Annotated in this window: 33 protein-coding genes; 15 read left to right on the top strand and 18 right to left on the bottom strand. The window is 67.3% G+C overall.

Features of this window, described 5'->3' with window-relative positions:
• Positions 1-75 precede the first annotated feature (75 nt).
• The gene (locus tag QRT08_RS17285; RefSeq protein ID WP_286047228.1) at positions 76-252 is read left to right on the top strand and encodes a hypothetical protein; all 177 of its coding nucleotides are present in this window, start codon (positions 76-78) and stop codon (positions 250-252) included.
• Positions 253-280: 28 nt separating this feature from the next.
• Here QRT08_RS17285 and ligA read toward each other — a convergent pair whose 3' ends face one another.
• Entirely contained in the window at positions 281-1,951 is a 1,671-nt protein-coding gene (gene ligA / locus QRT08_RS17280; protein WP_286047227.1) for an ATP-dependent DNA ligase LigA, read from the bottom strand.
• Positions 1,952-2,031: 80 nt separating this feature from the next.
• Between ligA and QRT08_RS17275 the strand changes: the two genes are divergently transcribed.
• On the top strand, positions 2,032-2,286 hold the full coding sequence (locus QRT08_RS17275) for an amphi-Trp domain-containing protein (RefSeq protein WP_286047226.1): 255 nt from the start codon (positions 2,032-2,034) through the stop codon (positions 2,284-2,286).
• Here QRT08_RS17275 and QRT08_RS17270 read toward each other — a convergent pair.
• Complete coding sequence (locus QRT08_RS17270; protein ID WP_286047225.1) at positions 2,283-3,452, bottom strand: AI-2E family transporter; 1,170 nt, start codon at positions 3,450-3,452, stop codon at positions 2,283-2,285. The two genes, QRT08_RS17275 and QRT08_RS17270, sit on opposite strands and share 4 nt — an antisense overlap.
• Before the next feature lie 166 nt (positions 3,453-3,618).
• Here QRT08_RS17270 and QRT08_RS17265 point away from each other — a divergent pair, with 166 nt between their 5' ends.
• Positions 3,619-5,139, top strand: a complete 1,521-nt coding sequence (locus tag QRT08_RS17265) for a glutamate-cysteine ligase family protein (protein ID WP_286047224.1) — start codon at positions 3,619-3,621, stop codon at positions 5,137-5,139.
• Here QRT08_RS17265 and psmB read toward each other — a convergent pair whose 3' ends face one another.
• Together psmB and QRT08_RS17255 are read right to left on the bottom strand one after the other, a co-directional pair.
• Positions 5,140-5,883, bottom strand: coding sequence for an archaeal proteasome endopeptidase complex subunit beta (gene psmB / locus QRT08_RS17260; RefSeq protein WP_286047223.1), 744 nt, complete (start codon positions 5,881-5,883; stop codon positions 5,140-5,142). It abuts the gene before it with no gap.
• A 48-nt stretch (positions 5,884-5,931) separates the two neighbouring features.
• Positions 5,932-6,126: a hypothetical protein gene (locus QRT08_RS17255; protein ID WP_286047222.1), complete on the bottom strand. Its 195-nt coding sequence runs from the start codon at positions 6,124-6,126 to the stop codon at positions 5,932-5,934.
• 249 nt (positions 6,127-6,375) lie between these two features.
• Between QRT08_RS17255 and QRT08_RS17250 the strand changes: the two genes are divergently transcribed.
• From QRT08_RS17250 to QRT08_RS17240, 3 genes are read left to right on the top strand one after another with little or no spacing between them, the layout of a single operon-like run.
• Positions 6,376-6,726: a DUF555 domain-containing protein gene (locus tag QRT08_RS17250; protein ID WP_286047221.1), complete on the top strand. Its 351-nt coding sequence runs from the start codon at positions 6,376-6,378 to the stop codon at positions 6,724-6,726.
• A 40-nt stretch (positions 6,727-6,766) separates the two neighbouring features.
• A complete protein-coding gene (locus QRT08_RS17245; RefSeq protein WP_286047220.1) occupies positions 6,767-7,306 on the top strand; it encodes a CBS domain-containing protein in 540 nt (179 codons plus the stop codon).
• A gap of 36 nt (positions 7,307-7,342) precedes the next feature.
• On the top strand, positions 7,343-8,266 hold the full coding sequence (locus QRT08_RS17240) for a ring-cleaving dioxygenase (RefSeq protein WP_286047219.1): 924 nt from the start codon (positions 7,343-7,345) through the stop codon (positions 8,264-8,266).
• Here QRT08_RS17240 and QRT08_RS17235 read toward each other — a convergent pair.
• The 10 genes from QRT08_RS17235 to QRT08_RS17190 are packed head-to-tail and all read right to left on the bottom strand — an operon-like array spanning position 8,257 to position 13,911.
• Positions 8,257-9,399 (bottom strand): pyridoxal phosphate-dependent aminotransferase, encoded by a 1,143-nt coding sequence (locus QRT08_RS17235; RefSeq protein ID WP_286047217.1) that lies wholly within the window; start codon positions 9,397-9,399, stop codon positions 8,257-8,259. The two genes, QRT08_RS17240 and QRT08_RS17235, sit on opposite strands and share 10 nt — an antisense overlap.
• Entirely contained in the window at positions 9,399-9,800 is a 402-nt protein-coding gene (gene ribH / locus QRT08_RS17230) for a 6,7-dimethyl-8-ribityllumazine synthase (protein ID WP_286047216.1), read from the bottom strand. The genes QRT08_RS17235 and ribH overlap by 1 nt, the downstream gene beginning before the upstream one ends.
• Before the next feature lie 31 nt (positions 9,801-9,831).
• Positions 9,832-10,107 carry a gas vesicle protein GvpM gene (gvpM, locus tag QRT08_RS17225; protein WP_286047215.1) on the bottom strand — a complete coding sequence of 92 codons (276 nt, stop codon included), beginning with the start codon at positions 10,105-10,107 and terminating at the stop codon, positions 9,832-9,834.
• Positions 10,107-10,928 (bottom strand): gas vesicle protein GvpL, encoded by an 822-nt coding sequence (gene gvpL / locus QRT08_RS17220; protein WP_286047214.1) that lies wholly within the window; start codon positions 10,926-10,928, stop codon positions 10,107-10,109. Before gvpL ends, gvpM begins: the two co-directional genes overlap by 1 nt.
• The gene (locus QRT08_RS17215) at positions 10,925-11,257 is read right to left on the bottom strand and encodes a gas vesicle protein K (RefSeq protein WP_286047213.1); all 333 of its coding nucleotides are present in this window, start codon (positions 11,255-11,257) and stop codon (positions 10,925-10,927) included. Before QRT08_RS17215 ends, gvpL begins: the two co-directional genes overlap by 4 nt.
• Positions 11,254-11,730: a gas vesicle protein GvpJ gene (gene gvpJ, locus QRT08_RS17210; RefSeq protein WP_286047212.1), complete on the bottom strand. Its 477-nt coding sequence runs from the start codon at positions 11,728-11,730 to the stop codon at positions 11,254-11,256. The genes QRT08_RS17215 and gvpJ overlap by 4 nt, the downstream gene beginning before the upstream one ends.
• A gap of 4 nt (positions 11,731-11,734) precedes the next feature.
• Positions 11,735-12,523, bottom strand: a complete 789-nt coding sequence (locus QRT08_RS17205) for a hypothetical protein (protein WP_286047211.1) — start codon at positions 12,521-12,523, stop codon at positions 11,735-11,737.
• Positions 12,520-13,023 (bottom strand): gas vesicle protein GvpH, encoded by a 504-nt coding sequence (gvpH, locus tag QRT08_RS17200; protein ID WP_286047210.1) that lies wholly within the window; start codon positions 13,021-13,023, stop codon positions 12,520-12,522. Before gvpH ends, QRT08_RS17205 begins: the two co-directional genes overlap by 4 nt.
• Positions 13,020-13,274: a gas vesicle protein GvpG gene (gene gvpG, locus QRT08_RS17195; protein WP_286047209.1), complete on the bottom strand. Its 255-nt coding sequence runs from the start codon at positions 13,272-13,274 to the stop codon at positions 13,020-13,022. The genes gvpH and gvpG overlap by 4 nt, the downstream gene beginning before the upstream one ends.
• 7 nt (positions 13,275-13,281) lie before the next feature.
• Positions 13,282-13,911: a GvpL/GvpF family gas vesicle protein gene (locus QRT08_RS17190; protein ID WP_286047208.1), complete on the bottom strand. Its 630-nt coding sequence runs from the start codon at positions 13,909-13,911 to the stop codon at positions 13,282-13,284.
• 129 nt (positions 13,912-14,040) lie between these two features.
• Here QRT08_RS17190 and gvpA point away from each other — a divergent pair, with 129 nt between their 5' ends.
• The 5 genes from gvpA to QRT08_RS17165 all read left to right on the top strand — a co-directional run bounded on the left by gvpA (position 14,041) and on the right by QRT08_RS17165 (position 16,808).
• A complete protein-coding gene (gene gvpA / locus QRT08_RS17185) occupies positions 14,041-14,304 on the top strand; it encodes a gas vesicle protein GvpA (RefSeq protein ID WP_049934428.1) in 264 nt (87 codons plus the stop codon).
• Between the two features lie 11 nt (positions 14,305-14,315).
• Positions 14,316-14,771, top strand: a complete 456-nt coding sequence (gvpO, locus tag QRT08_RS17180; protein WP_369684857.1) for a gas vesicle protein GvpO, halophile-type — start codon at positions 14,316-14,318, stop codon at positions 14,769-14,771.
• Positions 14,772-14,823: 52 nt separating this feature from the next.
• Positions 14,824-15,162, top strand: a complete 339-nt coding sequence (locus tag QRT08_RS17175; RefSeq protein ID WP_286047206.1) for a hypothetical protein — start codon at positions 14,824-14,826, stop codon at positions 15,160-15,162.
• A gap of 68 nt (positions 15,163-15,230) precedes the next feature.
• The gene (locus QRT08_RS17170; RefSeq protein ID WP_286047205.1) at positions 15,231-16,070 is read left to right on the top strand and encodes a hypothetical protein; all 840 of its coding nucleotides are present in this window, start codon (positions 15,231-15,233) and stop codon (positions 16,068-16,070) included.
• 42 nt (positions 16,071-16,112) lie between these two features.
• Positions 16,113-16,808 carry a hypothetical protein gene (locus QRT08_RS17165; protein WP_286047204.1) on the top strand — a complete coding sequence of 232 codons (696 nt, stop codon included), beginning with the start codon at positions 16,113-16,115 and terminating at the stop codon, positions 16,806-16,808.
• A 111-nt stretch (positions 16,809-16,919) separates the two neighbouring features.
• Here QRT08_RS17165 and QRT08_RS17160 read toward each other — a convergent pair whose 3' ends face one another.
• From QRT08_RS17160 to QRT08_RS17145, 4 genes are read right to left on the bottom strand one after another with little or no spacing between them, the layout of a single operon-like run.
• Positions 16,920-17,072, bottom strand: coding sequence for a hypothetical protein (locus tag QRT08_RS17160; RefSeq protein WP_286047203.1), 153 nt, complete (start codon positions 17,070-17,072; stop codon positions 16,920-16,922).
• 16 nt (positions 17,073-17,088) lie between these two features.
• Positions 17,089-17,925 (bottom strand): trehalose-phosphatase, encoded by an 837-nt coding sequence (gene otsB, locus QRT08_RS17155; protein WP_286047202.1) that lies wholly within the window; start codon positions 17,923-17,925, stop codon positions 17,089-17,091.
• On the bottom strand, positions 17,918-19,402 hold the full coding sequence (locus QRT08_RS17150; RefSeq protein ID WP_286047201.1) for an alpha,alpha-trehalose-phosphate synthase (UDP-forming): 1,485 nt from the start codon (positions 19,400-19,402) through the stop codon (positions 17,918-17,920). Before QRT08_RS17150 ends, otsB begins: the two co-directional genes overlap by 8 nt.
• A complete protein-coding gene (locus QRT08_RS17145) occupies positions 19,399-19,812 on the bottom strand; it encodes a hypothetical protein (protein ID WP_286047200.1) in 414 nt (137 codons plus the stop codon). The genes QRT08_RS17150 and QRT08_RS17145 overlap by 4 nt, the downstream gene beginning before the upstream one ends.
• A 244-nt stretch (positions 19,813-20,056) precedes the next feature.
• Between QRT08_RS17145 and QRT08_RS17140 the strand changes: the two genes are divergently transcribed.
• Genes QRT08_RS17140 through purE form a run of 4 tightly spaced genes read left to right on the top strand, consistent with a single transcriptional unit; the run spans position 20,057 to position 24,720 of the window.
• On the top strand, positions 20,057-21,508 hold the full coding sequence (locus QRT08_RS17140) for a sulfatase family protein (protein WP_286047199.1): 1,452 nt from the start codon (positions 20,057-20,059) through the stop codon (positions 21,506-21,508).
• Positions 21,505-22,908 (top strand): sulfatase family protein, encoded by a 1,404-nt coding sequence (locus QRT08_RS17135; RefSeq protein ID WP_286047198.1) that lies wholly within the window; start codon positions 21,505-21,507, stop codon positions 22,906-22,908. The genes QRT08_RS17140 and QRT08_RS17135 overlap by 4 nt, the downstream gene beginning before the upstream one ends.
• Before the next feature lie 37 nt (positions 22,909-22,945).
• Positions 22,946-24,100 carry a 5-(carboxyamino)imidazole ribonucleotide synthase gene (locus QRT08_RS17130; RefSeq protein ID WP_286047197.1) on the top strand — a complete coding sequence of 385 codons (1,155 nt, stop codon included), beginning with the start codon at positions 22,946-22,948 and terminating at the stop codon, positions 24,098-24,100.
• Positions 24,097-24,720 carry a 5-(carboxyamino)imidazole ribonucleotide mutase gene (purE, locus tag QRT08_RS17125; protein WP_286047196.1) on the top strand — a complete coding sequence of 208 codons (624 nt, stop codon included), beginning with the start codon at positions 24,097-24,099 and terminating at the stop codon, positions 24,718-24,720. The genes QRT08_RS17130 and purE overlap by 4 nt, the downstream gene beginning before the upstream one ends.
• The last annotated feature ends 87 nt before the right edge of the window (positions 24,721-24,807 follow it).

The following is a 24,807-nucleotide window of genomic DNA, read 5'->3' as shown; positions in this document are numbered from 1 at the left end:
GACGATCGACGACCGGTCCGATCTGTCGGACGACCCGCAACGGTAACTAAGTCGTTTTCACCCGTCCACCATCACATGGCCCACTTACCCGAGACGCCCGAGCGGTACGTCTGTACGAACTGCCTGGTCGTGAGCGTCGGCGTCGTCGAACACGCCGACGACGGCCACCGATACGAGCCACCCGCCCGCTGTGGCGCGTGTGGCGAGGACGCGTTCGTCAGGGAGGAGCGGTACCCGCAACACGCGGCGTGACACGACGGGTGGCGGTTCCGTCGACGACTCACGACCGGTCGCCGACGAGTCGCCGGACATCCGCCAGCGAAGCGGCCTCCTCGATCGGTTTATCCGACCGAACCGCGAGGAATCGCGGGAATCGAAGCGCGTAGCCCGACCCGTACGTCGGCGAGCGCTGGATCTCCTCGTAGCCCACCTCGAAGACCACCGCGGGGCGCAACTCGACCGCCTGTCCGCGCTCGGCCAGCACGTGCGGCTCGAGGAGGTCGGTGAGATCGGCGAGGTCTTCGTCGGAGACGCCGGTCGCGACCTTGCCGATCGTCTCGAACCCCCCCTCGGAGCGAACCGAGAGCTCGAACGTCCCGAGGAACTGCGCGCGCCGCCCCTCGCCCCACTCCGCACCCGTGACGACGAGGTCGAGCGTCTCCACGTCGGGTTTTCGCTTGCGCCAGTTGCGTCCCCGCCGACCCGGCGAGTACGCCGAGTCGGGCTTTTTCAGCATGACCCCCTCGTGGCCCGCTTCGAGCGCGTCGGCCTCGATCGCGGCGATCTCGTCGGGGTCGTCCGTGATCCACAGCCTCGAGAGCCCCTCCGCGGCCTCGTCGCCGTCGCCCAGTTGCTCGATCAGCCGGTCGTGGCGTTCGACCAGCGGGTCGTCGAGCAGGTCCTCGCCGTCGGCGTGCAGGCAGTCGAAGAAGACGGGCCGGACCGCGACCGCCTCGCGCGCGGCGGCGACGTCGTGTTTGCGCCGGAACCGCCGCAACACCTCCTGAAACGGCAGGGGAGCACCGTTCCCGTCGACGGCAACCACCTCGCCGTCGAGGATCGCCGGAGCGTCGAGGCGCTCGTCGGCGAACTCGACGACCTCCGGCAGGGCGTCGGTGATCTCCTCCATGTTCCGGGAGAACGCCCGCACCTCGCCGGTCGGGTCGTGGTGGAGCTGGATACGTGCCCCGTCGTACTTCCATTCGACGCCGACCTCGCCCCACTCCTCGAGGACGTCGGCGACGGCACCCGATTGGGCGAGCATCGCCTGGACGGGCCGGCCGACCTCGAGGGTGAGGCCGGCGAGGCCGTCGGCTCCTCCATCGCGTGCCACCTCGGCGACGCGACCGTAGTCGTTCGACACCTGGAGCGCGCGTTCGACGGGCTCCTCGGGGACGTCGAACGCCTCGACGATGGCGTCCCGAACCGTGCCCTCGCCGACGCCGATTCGCATCTCCGAGAGGACGAGCCGCGCGAGGTAGCGCGCCTCCTCGGGGCTACACCGGTTGAACAGCCCGAACAGGAGGTCGAGCTTCCGGTCCTCGCTGCCCGACCCCGCCGCCGCGGCGAGCGCTCGAAGCTCCGAGTCGACCTCGCGGACGGTGAGGTCCGCGCTTCCCTCGCCGAACGCCGCGAGCCCCCGCTGGCCGCCCAGATCGTAGCTCGCGGCGACCGCGCCGATCTCGCCGACGTCGGCGAGTCGCTCCTCTACGTCCTCGGGGCCGACGTTCGGGCCGGCCGCGCGCGCGAGCGCCCCATAGCAGAGGCTCGGCCCGATGTCGAGGGTCGTCGAGTCGTAGGCCGGGAAGACGCGTCCCTGGACGAACCGCGCGAGGACCGCCAAGTCGTCGTTCGCGTCCCGGAGGAGGTCGGCGACGAGCGAGACCGTCTCCAGGTCCGCCGACTCGTCCTCGATCTCGCGGGCACGGGCGGCGAACTCGCTGAACTCCATCGGTCCGTGTTGTCGGGGCGAGCGGGTGAAGGCTTCGGTCCGCGCCCTAGGTTTATCGGTTCGGTGCCCCCAGTTCGGCTATGGCGGAGAAGACCCTGTACGAGGAGCGGATGAGTCGTGCGGACGTCGCGACACAGCTCAGACGCCTCGCCGACGAGTTGGACGCGGACGAGGGAGACGAAGACGGCGACATCGAGGTCCCGGTCGGCAACAAGCGGGTTCGGCTCACGCCGCCCGGGGAGATCGGCTACGAGATCGGCGTCCGCGAGGGCTCCTCGATCCTCCGGGGCGACCGCGAGACCGTCACCGTGACCCTCGACTGGAAGCCGCGCTAGTCCTCGACCACCGGCGTCGCGTCCGTCTCGTGTGCGGTGGCGACCGGCGGTGGCTCCCGCTCGGAAGCGCCGAAGTCCTCGAGGCGGGTCTGCTGGGCGGGGGTGTTCTCGCCCCAGAGGACGTACGGCAGGAGGACGTGGGTCGCGTTGATCAGGAGGATCAGCAGGATCGGGAGGAGGAACAGCCCGTAGAAGCCGAAGACGGTGGGGCCGACGATGTAGCTGAGCAGCAACATCCCGGTGTGGGTGTTCTCGCCGCTGATGAGCGCGCGGATGAAGAAATCGGGGATGAAGTCGACGAACACCCCCGCGACGACGAAGAAGACCCCGACGTAGAGCAACAGCGCGGTCTGCCCGGCCGCGAAGACCGCCGCCGCGAGGCCGATCCCGACGGGGACGTAGACGAGTTTGATTCCGACCACGGGGATCAGGCTGCCGATCCCGGCCAGCGCGGCCAACAGCCCCGGAAACGGCACCTCCACCGGCTCGGGGACGAAGAAGTTGTACGTGAAAAAGACGAGGACGCCCATGATGGCGGTGACGAACACGTTGACGATGTTGCCGAAGAGCGTCATCGAGAGCTCGGGATCGGCCTCCTCGAAGTAGCGGCGGATGATTCCCGTGTCGTCGAAGTGCGTGAGGATCCACGCGCGCAGTCGCGGCCCGTCGACGAGCATGTAGTAGGTGGCGACGACGAGGATCATGAGCTGGACGAGCGCGCTGCCGACGACGCTCACCGCGCTGGAGAGGCTGAACAGCGCTGCGAAGATCGAGCCCTGTGCGCCCGCGGTGGTGATCGCCTCCTGGAGGGTGTCGAGGTCCAGCGCGGCGACGTCGAACTCCTCCAGCCCCCGACCGAGCACCTGGTCCTGGATCTCGTAGGCCTCGACGAGTGCCTGCGTCTCGATGACGATGATGGCGACCGTGTAGACGAGCAGGACCAGAAACGGGATCCCGAACAGGGTGATCGCGAGGACCGCCCGCAGGCGCTGGGGGATGCCGAACCGCCGGAGGAATCGGTGGATCGGCCGGACCGAGTAGTAGAGGAAGACGGCGAACACGACGACGGCGATGAACGCCTCGACGACGTAGGCGGCGACGAGAAACAGCCCGAACACGATCAACCCCAACCCGAGTCGTCGGCCCACCTCTCGGTCGTACTCCATGTCACCTCTCGCGGGTGCCCGCCGCATTACGCTGTCGCCTGCATCCGTCCGAACCGGTTTCCTATCCCTTCGACGGTGGAACGGCGGCCCCCGGTGCGGCCGAATCGCTGACCATCCTGATCGAACACTCCACCTTTCAAGGTGGTCGGCGGCCGACCCCTGAGCAATGACCGAATCCCACCTCGCGCAGGCGGTGACGGACGCCCTTGGGATCGACGCGGCGACGTTCCAGCGACGGGCGGCCGAGGACGCCGACGTCATCATCGAGGGACTTTCGGAGGGCGTCTTCGACAATCCGCAGGCGATCGTCGGCTTCGAGTACGAGTTCTACGCCGTCGACGACGAAACGAGCGCGCTGCGGCGCGTTCCCCGACGGGTACTCGAGTACATCGGCTTCGAGAAGGAACTCGGCCTGCACAACGCCGAGATGTCGACCAGCCCCCAGCCGCTGAACGCCCACGGCCTGCTCGCACAGGAGGCGGAGATCAAGGCCCGCCTCACGACCGCGCTCGACTGTGTGCGCCCCGAGGGGATCACGCTCGTCAGCGACGGCATGTGGACGATCCCCCCCGAGGGCGAGGGCGCCCGCGAGTACCTCACCGACCACGTCGTCGACGGCGGGGTCCGCATCGCGACCAACATGAGCGACTCGGTCAGGTACCACGCGATGGCCAACGCCGAGGGCGAGACCACCGCCGGGATGCGACTCGCCGCGCCGAACGTCTCGCTCGACTCCGCCACCGTGATGCCCGAGAGCCTCATCACGTCGATCCAGCCCCACTACCAGGTGGCCCACGCCGCCGACCTGCCCGACTACTTCAACTACGCGCTGCGGATCGCCGGCCCGCTGCTCGCGCTCGGGGCGAACTCGCCGTTTTTCCCGCCCGACCTCTACGAGGATGGTTCGGACGAACGGATCGTCGAGGAGGCGTGGATGTCCCACCGGATCGCCGTCTTCGAGTCGGTGCTGAACGAGGGACGGCCGGGGAAGGTTCGGTTCCCCCACGACCTCTCGAGCGTCGAGGAGGCGGTCGACCGGATCGTCGCCGACGACACCATCGTCCCGATGCCCGTCGAGACCTCCAACCGGTTCGACGACGAGTTCGCCCACTTCCGCATGAAACACGGCACCTACTGGCGGTGGGTCCGCCCGGTCTTCGACGGCGCGACCCGCTCGGCGGCGAACGCCCGCATCGAGTTCCGGCCGATCGGCTCCCAGCCCACCGTCAGGGACTCGGTCGCGTTTCTCGCGATGTTCGCCGGCCTCCTCGAGAGCCTCCCCCGGCGCGAACACCCCGTGATCGGCCTCGACTGGGCCGACGCCCGCGAGAACTTCTACTGCGCGATGCGCGACGGCCTCTCGGCGGACCTCTCGTGGATCACCGGCGGCGGCGAGGCGATCGTCGACGGCGAGGCGCTCTTCGCCGACCTGTTCGACCACGCCCGCGACGGCCTCAAACTCCGCGGGCTCTCCGACCAGGAGGTCGAGACGTACCTCTGGCCGCTTCGCCACCGCGCCCGCCACGGCTACTCGCCCGCCGAACTCCGCCACGAACGCGTGAGCGACCTCGTCGACGCGGGCGAGTCGCTCGACGGGGCGATCCACACCGCGCAACGCGAGTACATCGACCGCCAGAAGGAGACGCTGTTGGAGGGAAGCTTCGCCGACTGGATCGACGATCGGTAGCTATCGACCGCTCGAGATGTCGTCGATCCCCTCGAACTCCTCGTAGCGCTCGATCTCGACACCCGCCTCGGTGACGGTGGCGATGTTGATCCCGTTGCCGCTCGCGGTGTCGCGCTCGACGGCGCTTCCCACGCTCCGGATGGCGACGTCGCGGGCCTCCTCGACGCCGAGCCCCTCCTCGTACTGCTGTTCGAGGACGCCCAGCGCGAACTGGGAACCGGAACCCGAAACGGCGTAGGTCTCCTCGGTGGTCCCTCCGAGGGCGTCCATGCTGTAGATGTGGGGGCCCTCGTCGTCGACGCCGCCCAGCACGGGTACGACGATGAAGAAGCCGCCGCTGCGAAGCAGGTTGCTGGTGAGCGTCGACAGCGCGGTCATGCTCATGTCCTCGCCCTGGCGGGCGTCGTAGAGGTTGACCTCGGCTCGAAGGGTCCGGATCAGCGACTGGGCGGCGCTGACCGACCCCGCGATGGTGAGCGCGCCCGTCGGGTGGACGTCCTCGACCTTTTGTACGGTTTTACTCGAGACCATGTTGCCGAGGCTCGCGCGCATGTCGGTCGCCATCACGACGCCGTCCTCCGCCCGGAGACCGACGGTCGTGGTGCCGGTCTTGAGCTCCGCGGCGTCGGCCCCCTCGGGCAGTTCGGCGTCGGGAAGCGCCCCCAGTTCGGGCTCGTAGGGGTTGGCCTGACCGGGGCTCGACGCGAGCGACTCCGAAAGCTGTAGGTCGTCTGGCGTTCGCATTACCGGACGTTACCGACGCGGATTCATAAACCCACTCGTTCCGGCCGATCACTCCGCGGACGAACGAGCCTCGTAGGCGCGTTCCACCCGCGCGAGGAGGCGGTGGATCGGCAGCGAGACGCCGATTCGTTTCATCCCGATCGCCACCGGGAGCATGAACAGCCCGAGGGCGACGGTCGTCTGGTACAGGGCGAACAGGGCGAACCGTTGCAGCCGTGCGATCATCCGATACTGGGTGCTCACCACCACACCCTACATAAATCTTGTCGCCCATCCTGAACATAACGATCTATCCTTTCGAACGGCACCCCGACGCCGGCATCCGATTTCGGTTCGTGTCGGACCGGGATCGACGGATCGACGAACAATGACGGATAATTGAAACGTTCGGGGTGTGCAACGGGCGTGATCATCGTAACGTATGGGGATGATCCGTGTGACGTGCGCGCGCCGAACCGCAACGCACTCCCCTTCGGAGGGGAGAGGGAGGGTATGAACTATCTCGTGGCGATGGAGGCGGCGTGGCTGGTCCGCGACGTCGAGGCGATCGACGACGCGATCGGCGTCGCGGTCAGCGAGGCCGGAAAGCGACTGAACCAGCAGGACCTCGACTACGTCGAGGTCGAGGTCGGGGCGACGGGCTGTCCGGCCTGTGGCGAGCCGTTCGACTCGGCGTACGTGGCGGCCGACACCGCGCTCGTCGGCCTCGTCCTGGAGATGAAGGTGTTCAACGCCGAGGGCGAGGAACACGCCCAGCGAATCGCCAAAAGCGAGGTCGGCGGCGCGCTCCGGGACGTCCCCCTCTCGGTGATCGAGACCTTCGAGATCGAGGAGGGCGAGTAGCGGCCGAACCTTTTATAATAACTCGCAGTTATTGACGCGCATGAACCTTCCGACGCCGCAGGACCTGCGCGAACGGCGGATCGAACTCGATCTGACCCAGAGCGCGCTCGCCGAGCGCGCGGGCGTCTCCCAGCCGCTGATCGCCCGGATCGAGGGCGGCGACGTCGACCCGCGCCTCTCGACGCTCCGGCGGATCGTCGAGGCGCTGGACGAGACCGAGGGCGGGATCGTCCGGGCGGACGACCTGATGAACACCGAGGTGATCCACGTCGGACCCAACGACGCGATCCGCGAGGCGGTCCGGAAGATGGACGAGGAGGCCTACTCGCAGCTACCGGTGCTCCAGAACGGGATACCCGTAGGAAGCATCAGCCAGAGCGACCTCGTCCACCTCGACGCCGACGCGCGCGACGAACCCGTCGTCGAGCACATGGCCGAGAGCTTCCCGACCGTCTCGCGGGAGGCGACCCTCGACGAGATCGGCAACCTGCTCGATCACTACAAGGCGGTGATGGTGACCGAGTCCGGCGAGACGGTGGGGATCATCACCGAGGCCGACGTCGCCGCGCGCCTCTCGTAGCCCTACAGCTATGTCGGCGGGCGTCGTCCTGTTGGTATGGCAACCGTATCCGGCATCCACCACGTCACGGCGATCTGCGACACCGCGGGGCAGAACATCGCCTTCTACGCCGACCTGCTCGGCCTGCGACTCGTGAAGAGAACGGTCAACTTCGACGCGCCCGACAGCTACCACCTCTACTACGGCGACGAGACCGGCCGGCCCGGCACGCTGGTGACCTTTTTCGCGTGGCCCGACGCCCTGCAGGGACGCCTCGGCACCGGACAGGCCGAGTCGATCGCCTTCGCCGTTCCGCCCGGCTCCATCGAGCACTGGGCCGACCGCGTCGGACGACGGGGGATCAACGCCGAGGAGGTCGAGCGCTTCGACGAGCGTCTCCTCAGATTTCACGGCCCCGACGCGCTGCGTCTCGAACTCGTCGAGGCCGAGGTCGACACGGAGCCGTGGGCCGGCGGATCGGTCGACCCCGAGCACGCGATCCGCGGGCTGTACGGCGTGACGCTCGCGGTCGAGGGCTACGAGCGAACCGCGGATCTGCTCGGGACGATGGGATACGATCCCGTGGGTGAGGAGCGCGATCGCTTCCGATACACGGTAACGGGCGACGCCGGGTCGATCCTCGACGTCCGGTGTCGCCCCGACCTGCGCCGCGGGCGGATCGGCGTCGGCAGCGTCCACCACGTCGCGTTTCGAACCGCGGACGGGGCCTCCCAACGGGAGTGGCGCGAGACGCTCGCCGAGCGCGGCCTCGACGTCACCCCGGTGCTCGACCGCAAGTACTTCGAGTCGATCTACTTCCGGGAGCCGGGCGGCGTGCTCTTCGAGATCGCGACCGACGGGCCGGGGTTCACCGTCGACGAACCCGAGGCGTCACTGGGCGAGGAGCTCCAGCTACCGGAGTGGCTCGAACCCCGGCGCGCGGAGATCGAACGCGACCTGCCGATGATCTTCTACAGGTAGCCCTCTGTGACTAGTCGGTCGACCGCCTCTCGAATCCGTTCCTCGCTGTTGGCGTACGAGATCCGCGCGTAGCCGGGCGTGCCGAAGGCGCTCCCCGGTACCGTGGCGACGTGGGCGTCCTGAATCGCGCCCTCGCACCACGACTGGTCGTCTTCACGTACGGGAACCATCATGTAGAACGCCCCCTCGGGCGCGCGCACGTCGATGTCGTGTTCGGCGAGCAGGTCGACCAGCAGATCCCGCCGGTCCTCGAAGGCCTCGACCATCTCCTCGACCGACTCCTCGGCGTTCTCGAGGGCCTCGCAGCCGGCGTGCTGGACGAAGTTCGTCGCACACGAAACCGAGTGCGAGTGAAGCTTGCCCGCCTCGCTGACGAGTTCCTCAGGAGCGGCCAGATAACCCAGTCGCCATCCGGTCATCGAGTACGCTTTGGAAAAGCCGTTGATCGTGACGGTTCGCTCGGCCATGCCCTCCAGCGTCGCGAGCGGCGTCGGCTCCTCGCCGTAGGCGATTCGCTCGTAGATCTCGTCGGAGATCACCGTGGTATCGTGTTCGACCGCCAGATCGCGCACGCCCTCGAGGGCGGCGTCGGTGTAGACCGCTCCCGAGGGGTTGCTCGGGGAGTTCACCACGAGCAGTTCCGTCTCGTCGCTCACCGTCTCGGCGAGGTCCTCGAGCGCGGGTTCGAGGCGGAACTCGTGGGCCGAGAGGTCGACCCGCGACAGGGAGGCCCCTGCGAGCTTCGCCATCGCCTCGTAGGAGACCCACGCGGGGTCGAGGAGAACGACCTCGTCCCCCTCTTGGACCAGCGTCTGGAACGTCTCGTAGAGCGCCTGTTTCGCGCCCGGGGTGACGATGACGTTCTCGGGACCGTACTCGAGGCCGTCGCCCCGTAGTTTGTCGGCTATCGCCTCCCGAAGCTCGGAAATCCCGACCGAGGACGTGTAGCCGGTGTCGCCGGCGTCCATCGATTCTTTTCCCGCGTCGACCACGTTCTCGGGGGTCGGGAAGTCGGGTTCGCCCACCGAGAGGTCGATCACGTCCGCGCCCTCGGCTTCGAGTTCGCTCGCGAGTTGGCTGATCGCGAGGGTTGCGCTCGGTTCGACTCGGCTGACTCTGTCTGTGAACTCCATCATAGTTCCTCCACCAGGTCTATCGCCGCATCGACCGCCTCCGCACCCTTCCCGACGCGCTCGCGGGCCTCCGCGCCGGACATCCCCGGCCCGCTGACGCCGAAGGTCACCGGGAGGTCCCGGTCGAGGCTCACCCTCGTGAGCGCGTCCGCCGCCGACTGGGCGATGACGCGGTCGTGCTCGGTGTCGCCGGTGACGATCGCTCCCACGACCGCGACCGCGTCGATCCCCTCGCGCCGGGCGAGGCGGTCGGCCGCGAGCGGGCTGTCGTAGGCGCCCGGAACGCGGAGCGTCTCGGCGACCTCGGCGCCGCGTTCCTCGGCGGCGTCGCGGGCCGTCTCCGCCATCTCCTCGGTGACGGAGCGGTTGAACTGCGCCACCACCAGTCCGAGCGTGACCATACCTGCGGGTGTGAGGGCGCGCTAAAAGACCTTACCGTTCGTCCGAGCCCGGAAGGCTCGGGCGCGGCCGGCGGCCGAACTCCGAGTGGCGATACCGCTCCTGATCGCGGATCTCCTCGTCCCACTCGGTGAACAGCCCGTACTCGACCATCGTCGTCATGCCGGCGATCGCCGCCCGGAGGTTGATTCCGATCAGCGGGATGTCCGCGACGGTGACGACCACGTCGGCCTGCACGATCGCACCCTCCGTGAGCAACACGTCGAGCACGTCGACGATCGCGTGACCCTCGGGGCGCGTCGGCTCCATCACTCCCCACCCCCGATGGTCGGCGCGTGCGAGTACGGCGGCCACGGCCCCGTATAGCGGACGTCGAACCCCTCGTCGTCCACGAACTCCTCGAGGACGTCGCCGATCGGCCCCTCGCTCTCCTCGGGCGCGAGCACCGAGAGCTGGACGACCGTCTCGTACTCGTCGTCCGTCTCGCCCGTGCCCCCCGCCCCGAGGAGCGTCTGTTTGTTCCCGACCGTCTCGACGGTCGTCGCGTGTTCCGCGACCCGGTCGTAGAGCCGTTCCGCGACCTCCTCGCGCCTCCCCTGGAGGCGCTCGGTGAGCCGCTGTTCGTACTGTTTCTCGAGCAGGTAGCCCGTCCCCTCGCTCGACGCCTCGATGCGTTCTTCGAGGTCCGCGAGGTCGTCGTCCTCGGCGGCGAGCGACTCGCGCACGCCGGCCTCGTCCCAGCGCAACTCGATGCGGTACTCCCAGCGCCCCGACAGGGAGTCGAGCGCCTCCTCGAGGTCCGCCGCGTTCTCGGCGATCCACCCGCGGACCCGCTCGTCGTCGCCCTTGATGACCGTGTCGAACCGGAACGGCACGGGGGTGTCGAACGCCTCGCCCGCGGCGTCGACGACGCGCTGGTGGCTGAGCAGCCACCGCCTGACCTGCGCGAGGTCCTCGGAGTCGAACATCGCCTCGACGGGCTGGACGACCGCCCCGATCCCGTCGTGCTCGACGATCCGCACCTCGCCGTCCTCGATCCCCTCGACCGTGAGGTCGCCGTCCTCGACCCGGACCGCACAGTAGAGGTAGCGTCCCTCGTCGAACTCCGTGGCGCCCTGAGCCTCGCTCATGGCTCCAGTTCCTCGTGGTGGTCCTCGTAGACCCGTTCGATTCCCTCGCTGAGGAGGTCGTTCAGTTCGGTCCGTAGCTCGCCGACGTCGTTCTCGATCCCCTCGCGTTCCTTGATCGCCTCGATCTCGTCCTCGATGGCCTGCAGTTGGGTCCCGAGGCGCTCGATCTCCTCGGGACTGAGCACACCCGACTCCATGCGCCGGATCGCCTCCTTCTCCATCGCCTCGACGAGCAACTCGACGACCGTGATCACGAGCGCGAGCAGCCCGGAGGCCGCGTCGGCCTCGCCTTCCTCGTCGGCCTCGCCGCCGAGGTCGATCTGCCTCATGAGTCCTCGTCCCCGTTCGTCCCGTCGTCCGTCTCGCTCTCGGTCACCCCCTCGTCACCGTCCTCCTCGTCATCGTCGCCCTCGTTTTCCTCGTCGGTGACGATGGGGACCTCGGGGTCGGGCCGTTCGCTCGGGGGGTCGCTGGCGGCGCCGTCCGCGTTATCGTCCTCGGCGTTCGACCCGCCCTCGCTCGCGCTGATCCCGAGGTTCACCTCGTCGTCGTTCTCGACTTCGAGGGGCTCCCGGCCGGAGGCCTGCTCGACCCGGCGCATATCGGTGCCGCTCGGGAACGCGAGGCCGTACTCGGCGGCGGTCTCGAACGAGGCGATCGCCGCCCGGATCTCGATTCCCAGGAGTTCGGTCTCGCCGACCGTCACCGCGATGTCGGCGTTGATGACGATTCCCTTGTCCAGGACGAGTTCGAGGACGTCCGCCAGGTCGCTTTGCTTGCGGGTTGGTTTTGCGCTGCTCATGGTGTTACTCCGTGTTCGCGTTCTCGAAGCGCCGCCCGTAGATCCGTCGGGGGTTCTTCGCCCGCGAGTACCGCACTTGCGAGGGCACCGTCGATCGGCGCGTCGAGGCCGAGTTCGCGAGCGGCCCGCTCGGCATCGTCGAGACCGCCGTCGGGTTCAACGACTCGGAGCCGCCGAGTTTCTCCTGGTTGAACTCGTAGAGCAACCGTAGCTTGTCGTGGGTCTCCAACAGCGCCGTCCGGAACTTCTGGATGGCCGTCTCGATGAGCTCCTGGATCTTCTCCTGGCGGTCCTCGGCGTCGAACTGGACGTGTGCGCCGCTCATCCCCATGTTCATGTCCAGCAGATCGTCGTCCTCTTCGTCGCCGTCGCCCTCGGTGACGTCGTCGACCTCCTCTTCGAGTTCCGCCTTCTCCTCGCGCAGCTCCGAGAGGTCGGCGGCCTCCCAGAGTTCGCGGAACTCGATGGCCTCCTTCAGCGCCCTGAGGTCGATCGCATCGCGGGCGTCGCCGTCCGCGATCGCCTCGGGTACCTCCTCGGCGTCGATCGCCTCGGGCAGTTCGTCGAGGTCGATCACGTCGGGGACCTCCCCCAGGTCGATCGTGTCGAGGACGTCCTCGGCCTCGTCGAGGATCTCCCAGATCTCCTCCGCGGTCTCGATGACCTCCTCGTCGTCGCTGTTCTCGACGATCTGGGTCTTGAGGCGTTCGAGCGCGTCCGCGATCCCCGGGATCAGTTCGTCGAGGCGGTCGAGCGCCGAGACGACCTCGGCCTCCTGTTCGGTCTCGCTCACGACGCACCCTCCTCGGGGTCGGTCCGCAGGCGGACCTCGAGGACGCCGTTTCTGAACGTCGAGTCGGCCACGGTGATGTCGGCGTCCCCGAGCGGAATCCGCTCGACGACCTCCCCCTCGAACCCGATGACGAGGTCGTTTTCCTCCCGGTCGATCCCGGCGGTGACGCTCTCGGCGGTTGCCTGCGGGAGGTCCGCGAGCACGACCACGCCGTCCTCGACCTCGCGGACGTCGACGAGGTGGTCGTCGGTGGACGTCGGCGTGGTCTCCGCGTCGCTCCCGTCGGACGGCTCGTCGACCCCGAGTCGCTCCCAGAGGCTATCGGGATCGGGGCCAGTGCTGACGCTGAACCCGTAGTCGGTTCGGGTGTGTCTCCCCGAGACCGTCCCGCTTCCGGTTCCCCGTCCCTCGCCGCTTCGTTCCGCGTCCTGTAGCGTCTCGACGACGTGTCTGAGGACGTCGAGCAGCGACGAGGTCTCGCGGTGGTTGTCGTCGGTCATTGTCGTATCTGGATGTTCTTGCTGTCGAGCTGTTCGTGTGCCAGTTCCGCCGTCTCGAGTTCCGCCTCGAGTTCGGCCTTGCGCTTTGCGTACTCGCTCTCGTCGCGCTCGCCCAGTTCGTACAGGAGCTGGTTCTCCTTCAGGTCGCTCTGGATCCCCTCGATGTCGTACATCTCCGTGACCGCGAGCGTGTGGATCGCGTCGAGGATCGAGATGAACGGCCGGAACAGGATGTCGTCGACGATGAACATGGTATGGTTAACGCTGGGCCGTGATCTCGATGTCGACGAAGTTGTAGGGCGCCCACGGGCCCGTATACTGGACGAGCAGCTCCTCGTGGTCGTCCTCGAACTCGCCGACGGCCTCGTTGAACGCCTCGCGGTCGTCGCGTTCGACGAGGTAGGATCTGTTTATCACGAGTCGATCACTGAACAGTTCGTTCTCCACGACGTTAACGCTTATCCGGTCGAAGCGCTCGTCGGCCTCCGCGGCGATCTCCTCGGGGTCGACCGACGCGTCCTCCCGCGTGAGGACCTTCAGCCCGAGTTCGACCATGCCGTCGATCTCCCGGAGCGTCCGCGAGAACACCGGCCGGGCGTTTCGGAGCACGTTCTTCAGGGTGCGTTCGTTCTTGAACCCCATGCCGAAGCTCATCGGGACGATCGTCCGCCCGCCGTCGTACTCGAGGATCGTCTGGAGCACCTCGTCGTGGCGCTGGACGTTCTCGTCGCTGCGTTCGGGTTCGACCGTGTCGATGTCGGAGACGACCGCCGAGAGCGACTGGTAGCCGACGGTGTAGGCGCGCTCGGCCCCGTTGACGCCGTCGATCCCGATGTCGAGGTCCTCGTTTTCGATCACGCCGTAGACGTAGAGTGCGTCGTCGGTCATGGTGGCTCGGTAGCGAACCTACTCGTTCGCACCCGCATATGTGTCACGGTCGGACAATAGACGAGCGCTTGCGTTGGAAGGGGAAACCATAAGACGGTCGGCGTTCGCATGGTAGACGAAGGGAAGACCATGAGTCAAGCAAGACCAAGCACGTCAAGCCTCGCAGAGGTGCTCGATCGCATCCTCGATAAGGGTGCGGTTATCGACATCTGGGTACGGGTCTCGCTCGTCGGGATCGAGATCCTCACCGTCGAGGCCCGCGTCGTGATCGCCTCCGTCGACACCTTCCTCCACTACGCGAGGGAGATATCGAAGATCGAACAAGCGGAGGAGGAGGGGGACTTAGACGACCTCGAGGACATCGAGATCGAGGCGTCCGCCGAGTCCTCGTAAGGGGCCCCCCCATGTCCGCCGCGGAGTCAGACGACGAGCAGTGTCGGGCGCTGACGTCGGACGGGGAGCGGTGTACCCGGCCGGCACAGGACGACGGGTTCTGTTACCAACACGGACCCGACGACGAGACGATCGACGACCACCAACCGGAGGAATCAGACATGGCAGACCAAGACTCCGTCTCGGGAACCGAGATCGGGACGGTACGCGAAAAGATCAGGCAGGTCGCAGAGGACCTCATCGGCCGTCCGCTCGTGAGCGTCGTCTCCGTCGACCGCGATCGGAGTCGGGGCGACGACGAGGAGGACGGCTGGGTCGCGGCGGTCGAGATCCTCGAACGCAAGAGCGTTCCCGACACGCAGGACATCCTCGGGCGCTACGAGATCACGCTCGACGCGGATCACGAGATCACCGGCTACCGTCGGACTCATCGGTATCGCCGTGACGACATGGATCAGGACGTCTGACCTGTCGTCACGATAACGGGAGTTATACGGATCCACCACCTATTCACCAGCGATGAGTGACGAAGAGATCACCCTGCCGTGGATCGACGAACCGATGGACGTGGAAGAGGCGGTCGAGGCGCTCGGGCAGGCCTCCGTCGACGACGGCGACCACCTCGAGGCGCTCGAGGAACGGATCGAGCGCCTCGAACGCCGCGTCGACGCCCTCGAGGACGGGTCGTCGATCGAGTGTCCCGACTGCGGGCGCACGGAGGCGGTCTACAAGTCCGGCGTCGGGGCGGCGAAACTCGCGAACGACGGCGGACTCAGCGACGCCAACGCCGACGCGCTCAATCAGGAGTCCCACGTCTGTCTCGACTGTCGGGAGTCGTTTACGCCCGCGTTCGACTGAGGCGGGCGAAGATCTAGACCAAACCGTCATGAACCTTCTTACGTCTCTGGGTGGTCGTTCTAATGACGATGGGAGACGAATCTACGACCGCTGACCGAGAGGACGGCGTGCACGTCCGTGTGTTGTTGCCCGACGGGGGCGAACAGGAGACGCCGGAGGAGGAAGAAGACGGAGAGGACGACGAAGTCGAGAACGACGACGAGGAGTCGGAGCAGGAAGCCGACGAGCAGGAGGACGAAGGGAACGAGGAAGACGAAACCCCCGAAGGCGATGAGGACGAGGCGGACGAAGGGGAGCAGGACGAAAGCGAGCAGGAAGAGGACGAAGAGGAACAGGAAGAAGAGGAGAGCGACCGCGAGGAGGCCGAATCCGAGGAGGGGACGCGCGTGCTCCACCTCAACCTCGACGGGCTGTTCCTCGACCTGCTCGGGTTGGAGGTCGACCTCGACGAGGTGACCCTCGACATCACCGCGATTCCCGGCGAGGGCAACCTGCTCGGGAACCTGCTGTCGGCGGTCGGCGGCCTGCTCGACGGCGGCGACCTCGGAAGCATCCTCGGGCTCGACGACCTGCTCGGCGACGGCGGGTTGCTCGGCGGGGACGAGGAGGGCGATGGCCTCCTCGGCGAGGACGGCCTGCTGGGCGGCGAAGAGGGTGAAGAGGGCGAGGAGTCCTCCGGCGGCCTGCTGCCGGTGCCGGCGTTCCCGGACCTCGACATCGGGGAACGCATTCGGGCCTTCGCGAGCGCGATCGCGGAGCGCCTCCGGAACTTCTTCGGGAGTATCGTCGAGGAACTGCCGCTCGAGGAACTGGCCACGCAGTTCGTCCAAGAGCTCGTCAACCAGCTCCTCAGTTCCGACGACGATAACGGCAACGGCAACGGTAGCGATGAAGCCGCGAGCGCATAGACCCCGAACCGACCCGCCTCGACAGGGCATCCACAGTCAATAATGAGCGACACGAACCTCGCCGACAGTATCGATACCGAGAAGCTGCTCGACAACGTCGACTACGAGGAGCTTTTCGAAGGAACGCAGCTCGAAGACACGTTCGAGGACAGCGACGACAAATCCGTCGCCGAGTCCCTCGGCGGAGCGATCGGCGCGATCATCGGCCGGAAGCTCGGCGAAGCGATCGCCCGGCAGATAGAGGACGCGATCAGGCGGAGCCGCGAGGAGGACGAAGACGAGAACGGAGAGGATGAGGAAGACGAAACCCCCGAGGAGGACGAGGCGGACGAAGAGGGGGATGAAGACGAGGACGAGCAAGGGGAGGACGAGGATCAGGGCGACGAGGAGGGCGAAGAGGGAAATGAGAACGGCGGCGACGAGATAGCGGAGGACGAAGACGGCGAAGCAGGGGAAGCCGAGGACGAAACGGCGGAAGACGAAGCCGAGGAGGACGAAGAGGGAAATGAGAACGGCGGTGACGAGGGAACGGACGATTCGGAGGAGGGCAGTGACGCGAACGACGAGGAAGACGGCGAGGACGCCAGGGACGGCGACGAGCCGTCGAGCCGGGAGGAGCTAGAGGACCTGTCGTACCGTAAGCTCCAGTCGCTGGCGAAGGACCACGACATCAAGGCCAACCTCGGGCGCGATGAGATGACCGACGAACTCACCGAGGCGCTGGGTCTCGACGGGTAGCCCGTACTGTCGGTCCTGGAAGTCTGCCTGCGGTGGCGTGCGTCGACGGGTACCAGCACGATTTCCGTCCGTTTTGGCTCCGATCGATTCACGGAGGTACGACCGACGGTATCAGTCCGCCGCCGCCGGGGATTCGTGCGGGCGAATCGGCGACTCGCCGCAGTCGACACAGACGTACTCCTCGTCGGCCGTGCGGACGACCGGTGCGTTACAGGCGATACACTTGATCCGTGCGTTACGCGCTTGGCGTGGATAGCGACTCATGTTGTCTCCGTCTTCGTCAAGCACTCGGTAGTCGATACGGCCTGCGATCGCAAGTCCCCTCGTCGGGGGTCGTCCGCCACTCCGCGATCGCGGCGAGGCACGAGGCGACCCTCGGTTGGGTCGGCACCCGGTAGTGGGCGTTCGTCTCGCCCTCCCCGACGTAGATCGCGAGGCCGTCGTTGACCACGCGGAACGCCGACTCGTCGGTGGTGTCGTCGCCGATGTAGATCGGCAGCCTCCCCTCGTAGTCGGCGGCCAGCAGCGAGACGGCCATCCCCTTGTGCCAGCGGACGGCCGGCCTGAGTTCGACGATCTCCTTGCCGTCGGTGCGACGGATCCGCCCGTCGCCGAACCGATCGAGGACCGTCTCGACGGCCTCGCGAACGCGTGCGACCTTCGCTTCGGGGGTCTTTCGGTAGTGGACCGTCGCCGTGACCGACTTGTCCTCGACGGCCGCACCCTCGATCCCCGAGAGGTCGGCTTCGAGCGCCGCGCAGATCCGCCCGATCCGTTCCCGATGTTTCGCGGCGATCGGGTGGACGACCGTCGAGCCCCGACGCCGGAGCTCGAGGCCGTGATTGCCCGCGTAGGCGATCCCCTCGACGCCGACGCGCTCGCGGACGTCCGCGAGCGCCCGCCCGCTGACGACGGCGACGCGCACGTCCTCGGCGTCCCGAAGGGTTCGCAGGAGCCTGCGGTTCTCGGGGACGATCTCCGGGGCGTCGGGGTCGGCCTCGATGGGCGCGAGCGTGCCGTCGAAGTCGGTACAGAGCACCAGCCCCTCGGCGTTCTCGACCCGCTCGCGGACCCCGCTCGCGGCGAACCGCTCGAGGTCGGCGGTCGGTTCAGGCATGGGTCACGGACCGATCGTGTGCGGGCTCGCAGTCGAGCGCCGTCTCGAGGACGTCGTTCATCCACGCCTGGAGGTCGTACTCCGTGACGCGGCGTCGCTGGGCGGCCATGCGTTCCTCGCGTTCGGCCGCCGACAGCGAGAGCGCCCGTTCGATGGCCTCGGCGAACGCCTGCGTGTCGAAGGGGTTGATCGTCACGGCGTCCTCGCCGAGTTCCGCGTGTGCGCCCGCGAACTTCGACAGGAGAAGGACTCCGTCGCCGTCGATCTGGGAGGCGACGTACTCCTTCGCGACGAGGTTCATCCCGTCGCGGAGCGCGCTCACCAGCGCGAGGTCGCTGTGGCGGTACAGCGCGTAGAGTTCTTCCTCGGGGAGCATCTCGTCGATCCGGACGATCGGCTGCCACTCCCCGGTCCCGAACCGGCGGTTGACCCGCTGGATCGCGGTGTCGACCCGCTGTTGGAGGTACTCGTAGCTCGCGATCTCGCTGCGACTCGCCGAGCCGTTCTGGACGTAGGTGAACTCGCCGCGCCAGTCGGGGTTCTCCTCGAAGAAACGCTCGATGGCGTCGATGCGCTCGGGGATCCCCTTGGTGTAGTCGAGCCGATCGACGCCGAGGGCGACGGTCTGCCCGCCGATCCCGTAGCGTTCCGCGAGGTCGGACCAGACGCCCGACTCGCTCGCGAGTTCCTCCGTCCGTTCGGCGTCGATCCCGAGCGGGAACGCCCGAACCGTCGTCGTCCGATCGCCGCGCCGGACGATCCGGCGGTCGCGGTCGACGGTCGCGTCGGGGACCGTCTCGGCGACGCACTCGAGGAAGTTCTCGACGTACTCGGCGGTGTGAAAGACGAGCAGGTCGTTCGCCAACAGCCCGTCGAGGAGCGCTTCGGCCTGCGGGCAGACCTCGTAGGTGTTCGCCGTCGGCCAGGGGATGTGCCAGAACTGGGTGAGCAGCGCTTCGGGCGCTTCCCGGCGGACGAACCGGGGCGCGAGCCCGAAGTGGTAGTCCTGGAACCAGATCAGGCTCCCCTTCTCGGCCTCCTCGACGACGGCCTCGGCGAAGCGGCGGTTGACCGCCCGATAGCGCTCGAAGTCGCGCCCGTCACACCGCACGGGGTAGATCATGCCGTGACAGAGCGGCCAGAGCGCCTGGTTGCTGTAGCCGTAGTAGTAGCCCTCGAGGTCCTCCTCGCTCAGGTCGATCCGCGAGAGCGTATAGGAGGGATCGTCCGGAGGCACCCGGACGCGCCCGTCCTCGGCGACCTCGAAGTCGGCGTCGCCGTCGCCCCACGCGATCCACGTCCCCTCGGTGCGCTGCATCACCGGGTCGATCCCGGCGGTGAGCCCGCCGGCCGGCCGCGAGACGGTGATCTCGCCGTCCTCGCGGCTGTGGGCGTACGGCTGGCGGTTCGAGACGACGATCAACTCGCGCCCCGAGAGCGCCTCGAGGACGCGAGGACTCAGCTGTCGGTCGTTCATAGGGGCGGTCGCGTGTCGAGATGGTTCGACGGGTTCCGTCCCCACCGGTCGTGGTGGTCGCCCGTCGGTTCGGTGTCGAGCAGTTCCACCACTCGCCCGACGGGGATGTCACCCTCCGCCTCGGCGATCCCGTTGATCCGTCGCGTGTACGTGAGTAGTGTTTCCACGGCTGTGTCCATCGTCGCTACGCAGCCCAGCGTCATACCACTTTTCGCCTCGCCGACGCGCTGTTCACACCGGAGTTGCCAGAGCTGGCTCGCACAGAGCTCCGGCATCGACGGACTCTCGTCCGTCGGTTCCGCGACGAGCGCCAACCGCTCGTCCTCCCGCCTGAACTCGATCCTGTCCTCCCGGAAGGACGCCGCGGTCCACCCGTACGGCAGGAATATGTCATCTAATGCGGGTTTCATGGCCCTCTCCTGCCCATGCCTACAACGGTTTCGGCACTCCCCCTTCTGCCTGCGATACCGTGGCCTTTATACGCTTCATCCGGCTACCTGTATCCTTCACTCGGATTCGTATCAACTGTCCTACCATCCGATATCGAGTCCGTGAGACGCCGTCCGTCGGGTAGCTACTGAACGGGGTGCGCACGCAAGGACCCGATATTTCCCCGTAATGATCCAATATCGACCCCCGAGAGGGACCGAAACGATGGGACATCCTAACATCGCGGTCGTCGTCATGGACACGGCGCGAGCGGCGGACACCGTTCCGGCCGATCCGGCTGTCATGCCGACGCTCGCGGATCTCGCGGCCGGGGGAACCGCTTACTCGAACGCGTTTACGAGCGCGCCGTGGACGCTGCCGTCACACGCGTCGTTCTTCACCGGCACCTACGCCTCGCGCCACGGCGCTCACGGCGGGCACACCTACCTCGACGAGGACTTCATCACCCTCGCGGAGGCGCTCGCGGGCGAGGGCTACGAGACGGTCGGCATCTCGAACAACACGTGGATCACCGAGGAGTTCGGCTTCACGCGCGGGTTCGAGCGCTTCCAGAAGACCTGGCAGCTCGTCCAGTCCGAGACCGATCTGGGAGAGGTGACGCGGGCGAAACACGCCCGCGGAAAGGTAGACGCGTTCGTCTCGCGGGCGCTTTCGGGCAACCCCCTGGTCAACGGGCTGAACGCGGTCTACGACCAGTTCTTCCGGACGGGCGACGACGACGGGGCCGCCCGCACGACCGCGTGGCTCGACGAGTGGCTCACGGACCGCGAAGGGGACCGCCCCTTCTTCTGTTTCGCGAACTGCATCGAACCCCACATCCAGTACCGTCCGCCCCGCGAGTACGCCGAGCCGTTCCTGCCCGACGGGGCCTACGAGAAGGCGATGGCGATCAGACAGGAGCCACGCGCCTACGACGTCGGCGAGTACGACATCAGCGACGAGGAGTTCTCGCTTCTCGAAGGGCTCTACCGGGGCGAACTCGCCTATCTCGACGCGAAGATCGGCGAGTTCCGCGACGCCCTGAAGGCCGCCGGCGAGTGGGAGGACACCGTCCTGATCGTCTGTGGCGACCACGGCGAGAACGTCGGCGATCACGGCTTTCTGGGCCACCAGTACAACGTCTACGACACCCTGTTGCACGTCCCGCTCGTGATCCACGGCGGGGCGTTCGAGCCGACGGCCGACGAGGACGAACTGGTACAGTTGCTCGACCTGTTCCCGACGCTGCTCGATCTGGCAGGGGCCGACGCGCCCGCCGCGCGCGAGCAGGCACAGGGTCAGTCGTTGCTCGCGGGGGAGACGCCCCGCGAGTCGGTGATCGCCGAGTACGTCTCGCCCCAGCCCTCGATGGCGCAGTTGGAGGAGCGCTTCGGCGAGATCCCCGAGTACATGTACGAGTACGACCGCTCGCTGCGGGCGATTCGCACGAAAGAGTACAAGTACATCCGGGGATCGGACGGGAGCGAGGAGCTCTACGACGTCGAACAGGACCCCGACGAGCGCTTCGACATCGCCTCGACCGAACCCGACATCGCCGCGGACATGGCGGTCGATCTGGAGGCGTGGGCCGGCTCCTTCGAGCACGCCGAGAACGCCGGGACCGTCGAGATGACCGAAGCGACCAAGGGCCGTCTCCGTGATCTAGGCTACCTATGAGCGACCCGAACGTCCTGTTTCTCCTCACCGACCAGGAGCGCTACGACCTCACCGCGCCCGACTCCCCGGTCGAGACGCCCGCTATCGACCGCCTTCGCGAGGAGGGGATGGTCTTCGAGCGGGCGTACACGCCCATCAGCATCTGTTCGGCCGCGCGCGCATCTCTCCTGACCGGGCTCTACCCGCACAACCACGGGATGTTGAACAACTGTCACGAACCGGACGCGATCCGGCCGAACCTGCCTCCGGAGCTGCCGACGTTCGGCGAACTCCTCTCCGAGGCCGGCTACCATACCGCCTACGTGGGCAAGTGGCACGTCGGGCGCGATCAGGGGCCCGGGGACTTCGGCTTCGAGTACCGCGGCGGGGCCGACCGCCACCACGATGCCGACCTGGCCGGCGACTTCGAGGCCTATCGCGACGACCTCGGCGTCGAGGTGGACGAGGAGGACCTCGAGGGCAGGCTCTACACCGACACGGGGACGCTCGTCGCCGCGACCGATCCCGTACCCGTCGAGGCCACGCGCCCGTACTACATCGCCCAGCAGGCGATCGAGCGCCTGCACGAGGGGTTCGAGGACCCCTTCTTCCTCCGGGTGGACCTCTACGGCCCCCACCACCCCTACGTCGTCCCCGAACCGTACGCCTCGATGTACGACCCCGACGAGATCGACCCCCCGGGGAGCTACCGGGAGACCTACGACGGCAAACCCGCGGTCCACGAGCAGTACCTCGACTACCGGGGCGTCCGAGGGTTCGATTGGGAGACTTGGTCGGAAGCGATCGCCAAATATCGGGGGTTCATGACGCTGCTCGACGACCAGGTCGGGCGGATCCTCGACGCCGCCGAGGGGATCGAGGGCCTCTGTACGATCCACGCCTCGGACCACGGCGATTTCACCGGGAACCACCGCCAGTTCAACAAGGGCCCGATCATGTACGACGAGACCTACCACATCCCCCTGCAGGTACGCTGGCCCGGCGAGATCGAGGCCGGATCGACCTGCGAGGAGTTCGTCTCGCTGCACGACCTGATGCCGACCTTTCTCGATCTTGTGGGTGTCGAGATCCCCGACGTGGACGGCCGGTCGATCCGTCCGCTCCTTTCGGGGGACGTGCCTGACGACTGGCCCGACGCCCATTTCGCCCAGTACCACGGCGACGAGTTCGGACTCTACTCCCAGCGGATGCTGCGGACCGAACGGTACAAATACGTCCACAACGGCCCCGACAGGAACGAACTCTACGATCTCGAAGCGGACCCGAACGAACTCGGGAACCTGATCGAACACCCCGCGTACGTCGACGTCCGACGCGATCTGGAGGCCCGGTTGATCGAACGGATGGAGGCAGTTGACGATCCGATCGCGCCGTGGACCGCGACGGCGCTGGGCCGGTAGCGGTGGGCTTTTGACCCCGCTCGGGAAAACGCCGCCCATGACACCGAACTCCCTTCCGGGACCGACGATCGGCGTCGTCGGCGGCGGCCAGTTGGGGCGAATGCTCGCGGAGGCGGCGGCCCCCCTGGGAATCGAGGTTATCGTCCTCGACCCCACACCGAAGTGTCCGGCCTCGCCCGTCGCGCGCGATCAGATCGTCGGCGCGTTCGACGACCCCAATTCGGTCCGCGAACTCGCCGCGCGCGCGGACGTGCTGACCTTCGAGATCGAACTCGCGGATCCCGACCTGCTCGAAGAGGTCTCCGAGGAGGCGGGGATCGAGGTCCAGCCCTCGCCGGACACCCTCCGGACGATCCAGGACAAACTGGTCCAAAAGCGCGCGCTTCAGGAGGCCGGCGTGCCGGTTCCGGCGTTCCGAGCGGTCGACTCCCCTGACGAACTGCGGGCGGCCCTCGACGACCTCGGAACGCCCGCGATGGTGAAGGCCCGCGAGGGCGGCTACGACGGCCGGGGCAACCTCCCGATCGAGGACCCCGACGACGCCGAGTCGGTACTGGACGAACTCGACGGACGGGCGATGGTCGAGGAGTTCGTCGAGTTCGAGCGCGAACTCTCGGTGATCGGCGTCAAGGGGGATGGGGAGAGCGCGACCTACGTCGCCGGCGAGAATCTGCACGAAAAGGAGATCCTCCGGGAGACCGTGGTCCCGGCACGGGCGAGCGGAGCGGTCCGAGAGCGCGCCCAGGCGGTCGCCGACGAGGTCCTCGGTCTGATGGACGGGCGAGGGGTGTACGGAATCGAGCTGTTTCAAGAGGGGGACGAAATCCTCGTCAACGAGATCGCGCCCCGCCCGCACAACTCGGGTCACTGGACGATCGAGGGCGCGCGAAGCTCGCAGTTCGAACAGCACGCCCGGTCGGTCTGTGGCCTCCCCTTGGGATCGACCGAACTGCGCGAACCGGTCGTCACGAAGAACGTGCTGGGCGACGACCGCGAGTCGCGGGAAGCGACCCTCTCGGGCGTCGATCAGTTGCTCGCCGAACCCACGGCCCACCTCCACTGGTACGGGAAACGCGAGGTGCGTCCGCTGCGGAAGATGGGCCACTTCGCCGTTCTCGGCGGGGACCGCTCGGCCGACGAACTGCTGGAGTCGGCACGTACATACCGCCGGCACGTGGAGTTCGAACCATGACCGTGCAGGAAGTACGGGAACTGATCGAGGAGTTCGAGCGGGAGGCCGAGCGCGAGCGTGACCCCGAGGAAACCCCCGAGGTGGGGATCGTCATGGGAAGCGACTCGGACCTCGATACGATGTACGGGGCCTACGAGGCGCTCTCGGAACTCGGCTTCGAGGAGGTCACCGACGTCGAGGACCCGCCGGAGGCGCGGTTCACCTTCGAGACGTACGTCGTCTCGGCCCACCGAACCCCGAAGCTGATGGACGCGTACGCGAGCACTGCATCCGCGCGGGGGCTCGACGTGATCATCGCGGGCGCGGGCGGGAAGTCTGCCGACCTCCCGAACATGACTGCCTCGCTGGCGTATCCCGTACCCACCATCGGGGTGCCGGTCCAGGAGAAGTCGGTCGATTCGGTCATCGGGATGCCGACGGGCGCGCCGCTCACCGCGGTCGACGCGGGCAAGTCGTTCAACGCGGCGCTGTCGGCGGTCCAGATCCTCGCGCGCGAGCACGCCGAACTGCGCGATCGACTGGTCGAGTACCACGAGGGCTTGCAGGGGGAAGTGGCAGCGGTCTCGCGCGACCTCCACGAGTCTGGGACCCCCGCGTTTCGCGCCGGGAGGGAGGAATGACCTTGCCCCTGACGGGTGTGAAACCGCGAGAATGAACCCTTATGTAGGTGGATTCCCAACCCTCGGACGATACGGAGAAAACGGTCT

It is taken from the genome of Halalkalicoccus sp. NIPERK01 (assembly GCF_030287405.1).
Classification (GTDB): Archaea; Halobacteriota; Halobacteria; order Halobacteriales; family Halalkalicoccaceae; genus Halalkalicoccus.
Note: the sequence above shows the minus strand (reverse complement) of the source record. Positions and strands in the feature narration are given on the sequence as shown.

Coding starts and splice junctions, on each gene's coding strand:
- ribH (WP_286047216.1), bottom strand. CDS start 9,800: ATGGTCACGCTCGGACTGGTGGTGGCGCAGTTCAACCGCTCCGTCACC.
- gvpA (WP_049934428.1), top strand. CDS start 14,041: ATGAGTCAAGCAAGACCAAGCACGTCAAGCCTCGCAGAGGTGCTCGAT.
- QRT08_RS17265 (WP_286047224.1), top strand. CDS start 3,619: ATGACCGAATCCCACCTCGCGCAGGCGGTGACGGACGCCCTTGGGATC.
- gvpJ (WP_286047212.1), bottom strand. CDS start 11,730: ATGAGCAGCGCAAAACCAACCCGCAAGCAAAGCGACCTGGCGGACGTC.
- QRT08_RS17145 (WP_286047200.1), bottom strand. CDS start 19,812: ATGAAACCCGCATTAGATGACATATTCCTGCCGTACGGGTGGACCGCG.
- QRT08_RS17235 (WP_286047217.1), bottom strand. CDS start 9,399: ATGGAGTTCACAGACAGAGTCAGCCGAGTCGAACCGAGCGCAACCCTC.
- gvpO (WP_369684857.1), top strand. CDS start 14,316: ATGTCCGCCGCGGAGTCAGACGACGAGCAGTGTCGGGCGCTGACGTCG.
- QRT08_RS17275 (WP_286047226.1), top strand. CDS start 2,032: ATGGCGGAGAAGACCCTGTACGAGGAGCGGATGAGTCGTGCGGACGTC.
- QRT08_RS17270 (WP_286047225.1), bottom strand. CDS start 3,452: ATGGAGTACGACCGAGAGGTGGGCCGACGACTCGGGTTGGGGTTGATC.
- QRT08_RS17165 (WP_286047204.1), top strand. CDS start 16,113: ATGAGCGACACGAACCTCGCCGACAGTATCGATACCGAGAAGCTGCTC.
- QRT08_RS17170 (WP_286047205.1), top strand. CDS start 15,231: ATGGGAGACGAATCTACGACCGCTGACCGAGAGGACGGCGTGCACGTC.
- QRT08_RS17130 (WP_286047197.1), top strand. CDS start 22,946: ATGACACCGAACTCCCTTCCGGGACCGACGATCGGCGTCGTCGGCGGC.
- QRT08_RS17190 (WP_286047208.1), bottom strand. CDS start 13,911: ATGACCGACGACGCACTCTACGTCTACGGCGTGATCGAAAACGAGGAC.
- QRT08_RS17245 (WP_286047220.1), top strand. CDS start 6,767: ATGAACCTTCCGACGCCGCAGGACCTGCGCGAACGGCGGATCGAACTC.
- QRT08_RS17150 (WP_286047201.1), bottom strand. CDS start 19,402: ATGAACGACCGACAGCTGAGTCCTCGCGTCCTCGAGGCGCTCTCGGGG.
- ligA (WP_286047227.1), bottom strand. CDS start 1,951: ATGGAGTTCAGCGAGTTCGCCGCCCGTGCCCGCGAGATCGAGGACGAG.
- gvpG (WP_286047209.1), bottom strand. CDS start 13,274: ATGTTCATCGTCGACGACATCCTGTTCCGGCCGTTCATCTCGATCCTC.
- gvpM (WP_286047215.1), bottom strand. CDS start 10,107: ATGGAGCCGACGCGCCCCGAGGGTCACGCGATCGTCGACGTGCTCGAC.
- QRT08_RS17285 (WP_286047228.1), top strand. CDS start 76: ATGGCCCACTTACCCGAGACGCCCGAGCGGTACGTCTGTACGAACTGC.
- psmB (WP_286047223.1), bottom strand. CDS start 5,883: ATGCGAACGCCAGACGACCTACAGCTTTCGGAGTCGCTCGCGTCGAGC.
- otsB (WP_286047202.1), bottom strand. CDS start 17,925: ATGCCTGAACCGACCGCCGACCTCGAGCGGTTCGCCGCGAGCGGGGTC.
- purE (WP_286047196.1), top strand. CDS start 24,097: ATGACCGTGCAGGAAGTACGGGAACTGATCGAGGAGTTCGAGCGGGAG.
- QRT08_RS17135 (WP_286047198.1), top strand. CDS start 21,505: ATGAGCGACCCGAACGTCCTGTTTCTCCTCACCGACCAGGAGCGCTAC.
- gvpH (WP_286047210.1), bottom strand. CDS start 13,023: ATGACCGACGACAACCACCGCGAGACCTCGTCGCTGCTCGACGTCCTC.
- QRT08_RS17160 (WP_286047203.1), bottom strand. CDS start 17,072: ATGAGTCGCTATCCACGCCAAGCGCGTAACGCACGGATCAAGTGTATC.
- QRT08_RS17240 (WP_286047219.1), top strand. CDS start 7,343: ATGGCAACCGTATCCGGCATCCACCACGTCACGGCGATCTGCGACACC.
- QRT08_RS17175 (WP_286047206.1), top strand. CDS start 14,824: ATGAGTGACGAAGAGATCACCCTGCCGTGGATCGACGAACCGATGGAC.
- QRT08_RS17250 (WP_286047221.1), top strand. CDS start 6,376: ATGAACTATCTCGTGGCGATGGAGGCGGCGTGGCTGGTCCGCGACGTC.
- QRT08_RS17140 (WP_286047199.1), top strand. CDS start 20,057: ATGGGACATCCTAACATCGCGGTCGTCGTCATGGACACGGCGCGAGCG.
- gvpL (WP_286047214.1), bottom strand. CDS start 10,928: ATGAGCGAGGCTCAGGGCGCCACGGAGTTCGACGAGGGACGCTACCTC.
- QRT08_RS17215 (WP_286047213.1), bottom strand. CDS start 11,257: ATGAGGCAGATCGACCTCGGCGGCGAGGCCGACGAGGAAGGCGAGGCC.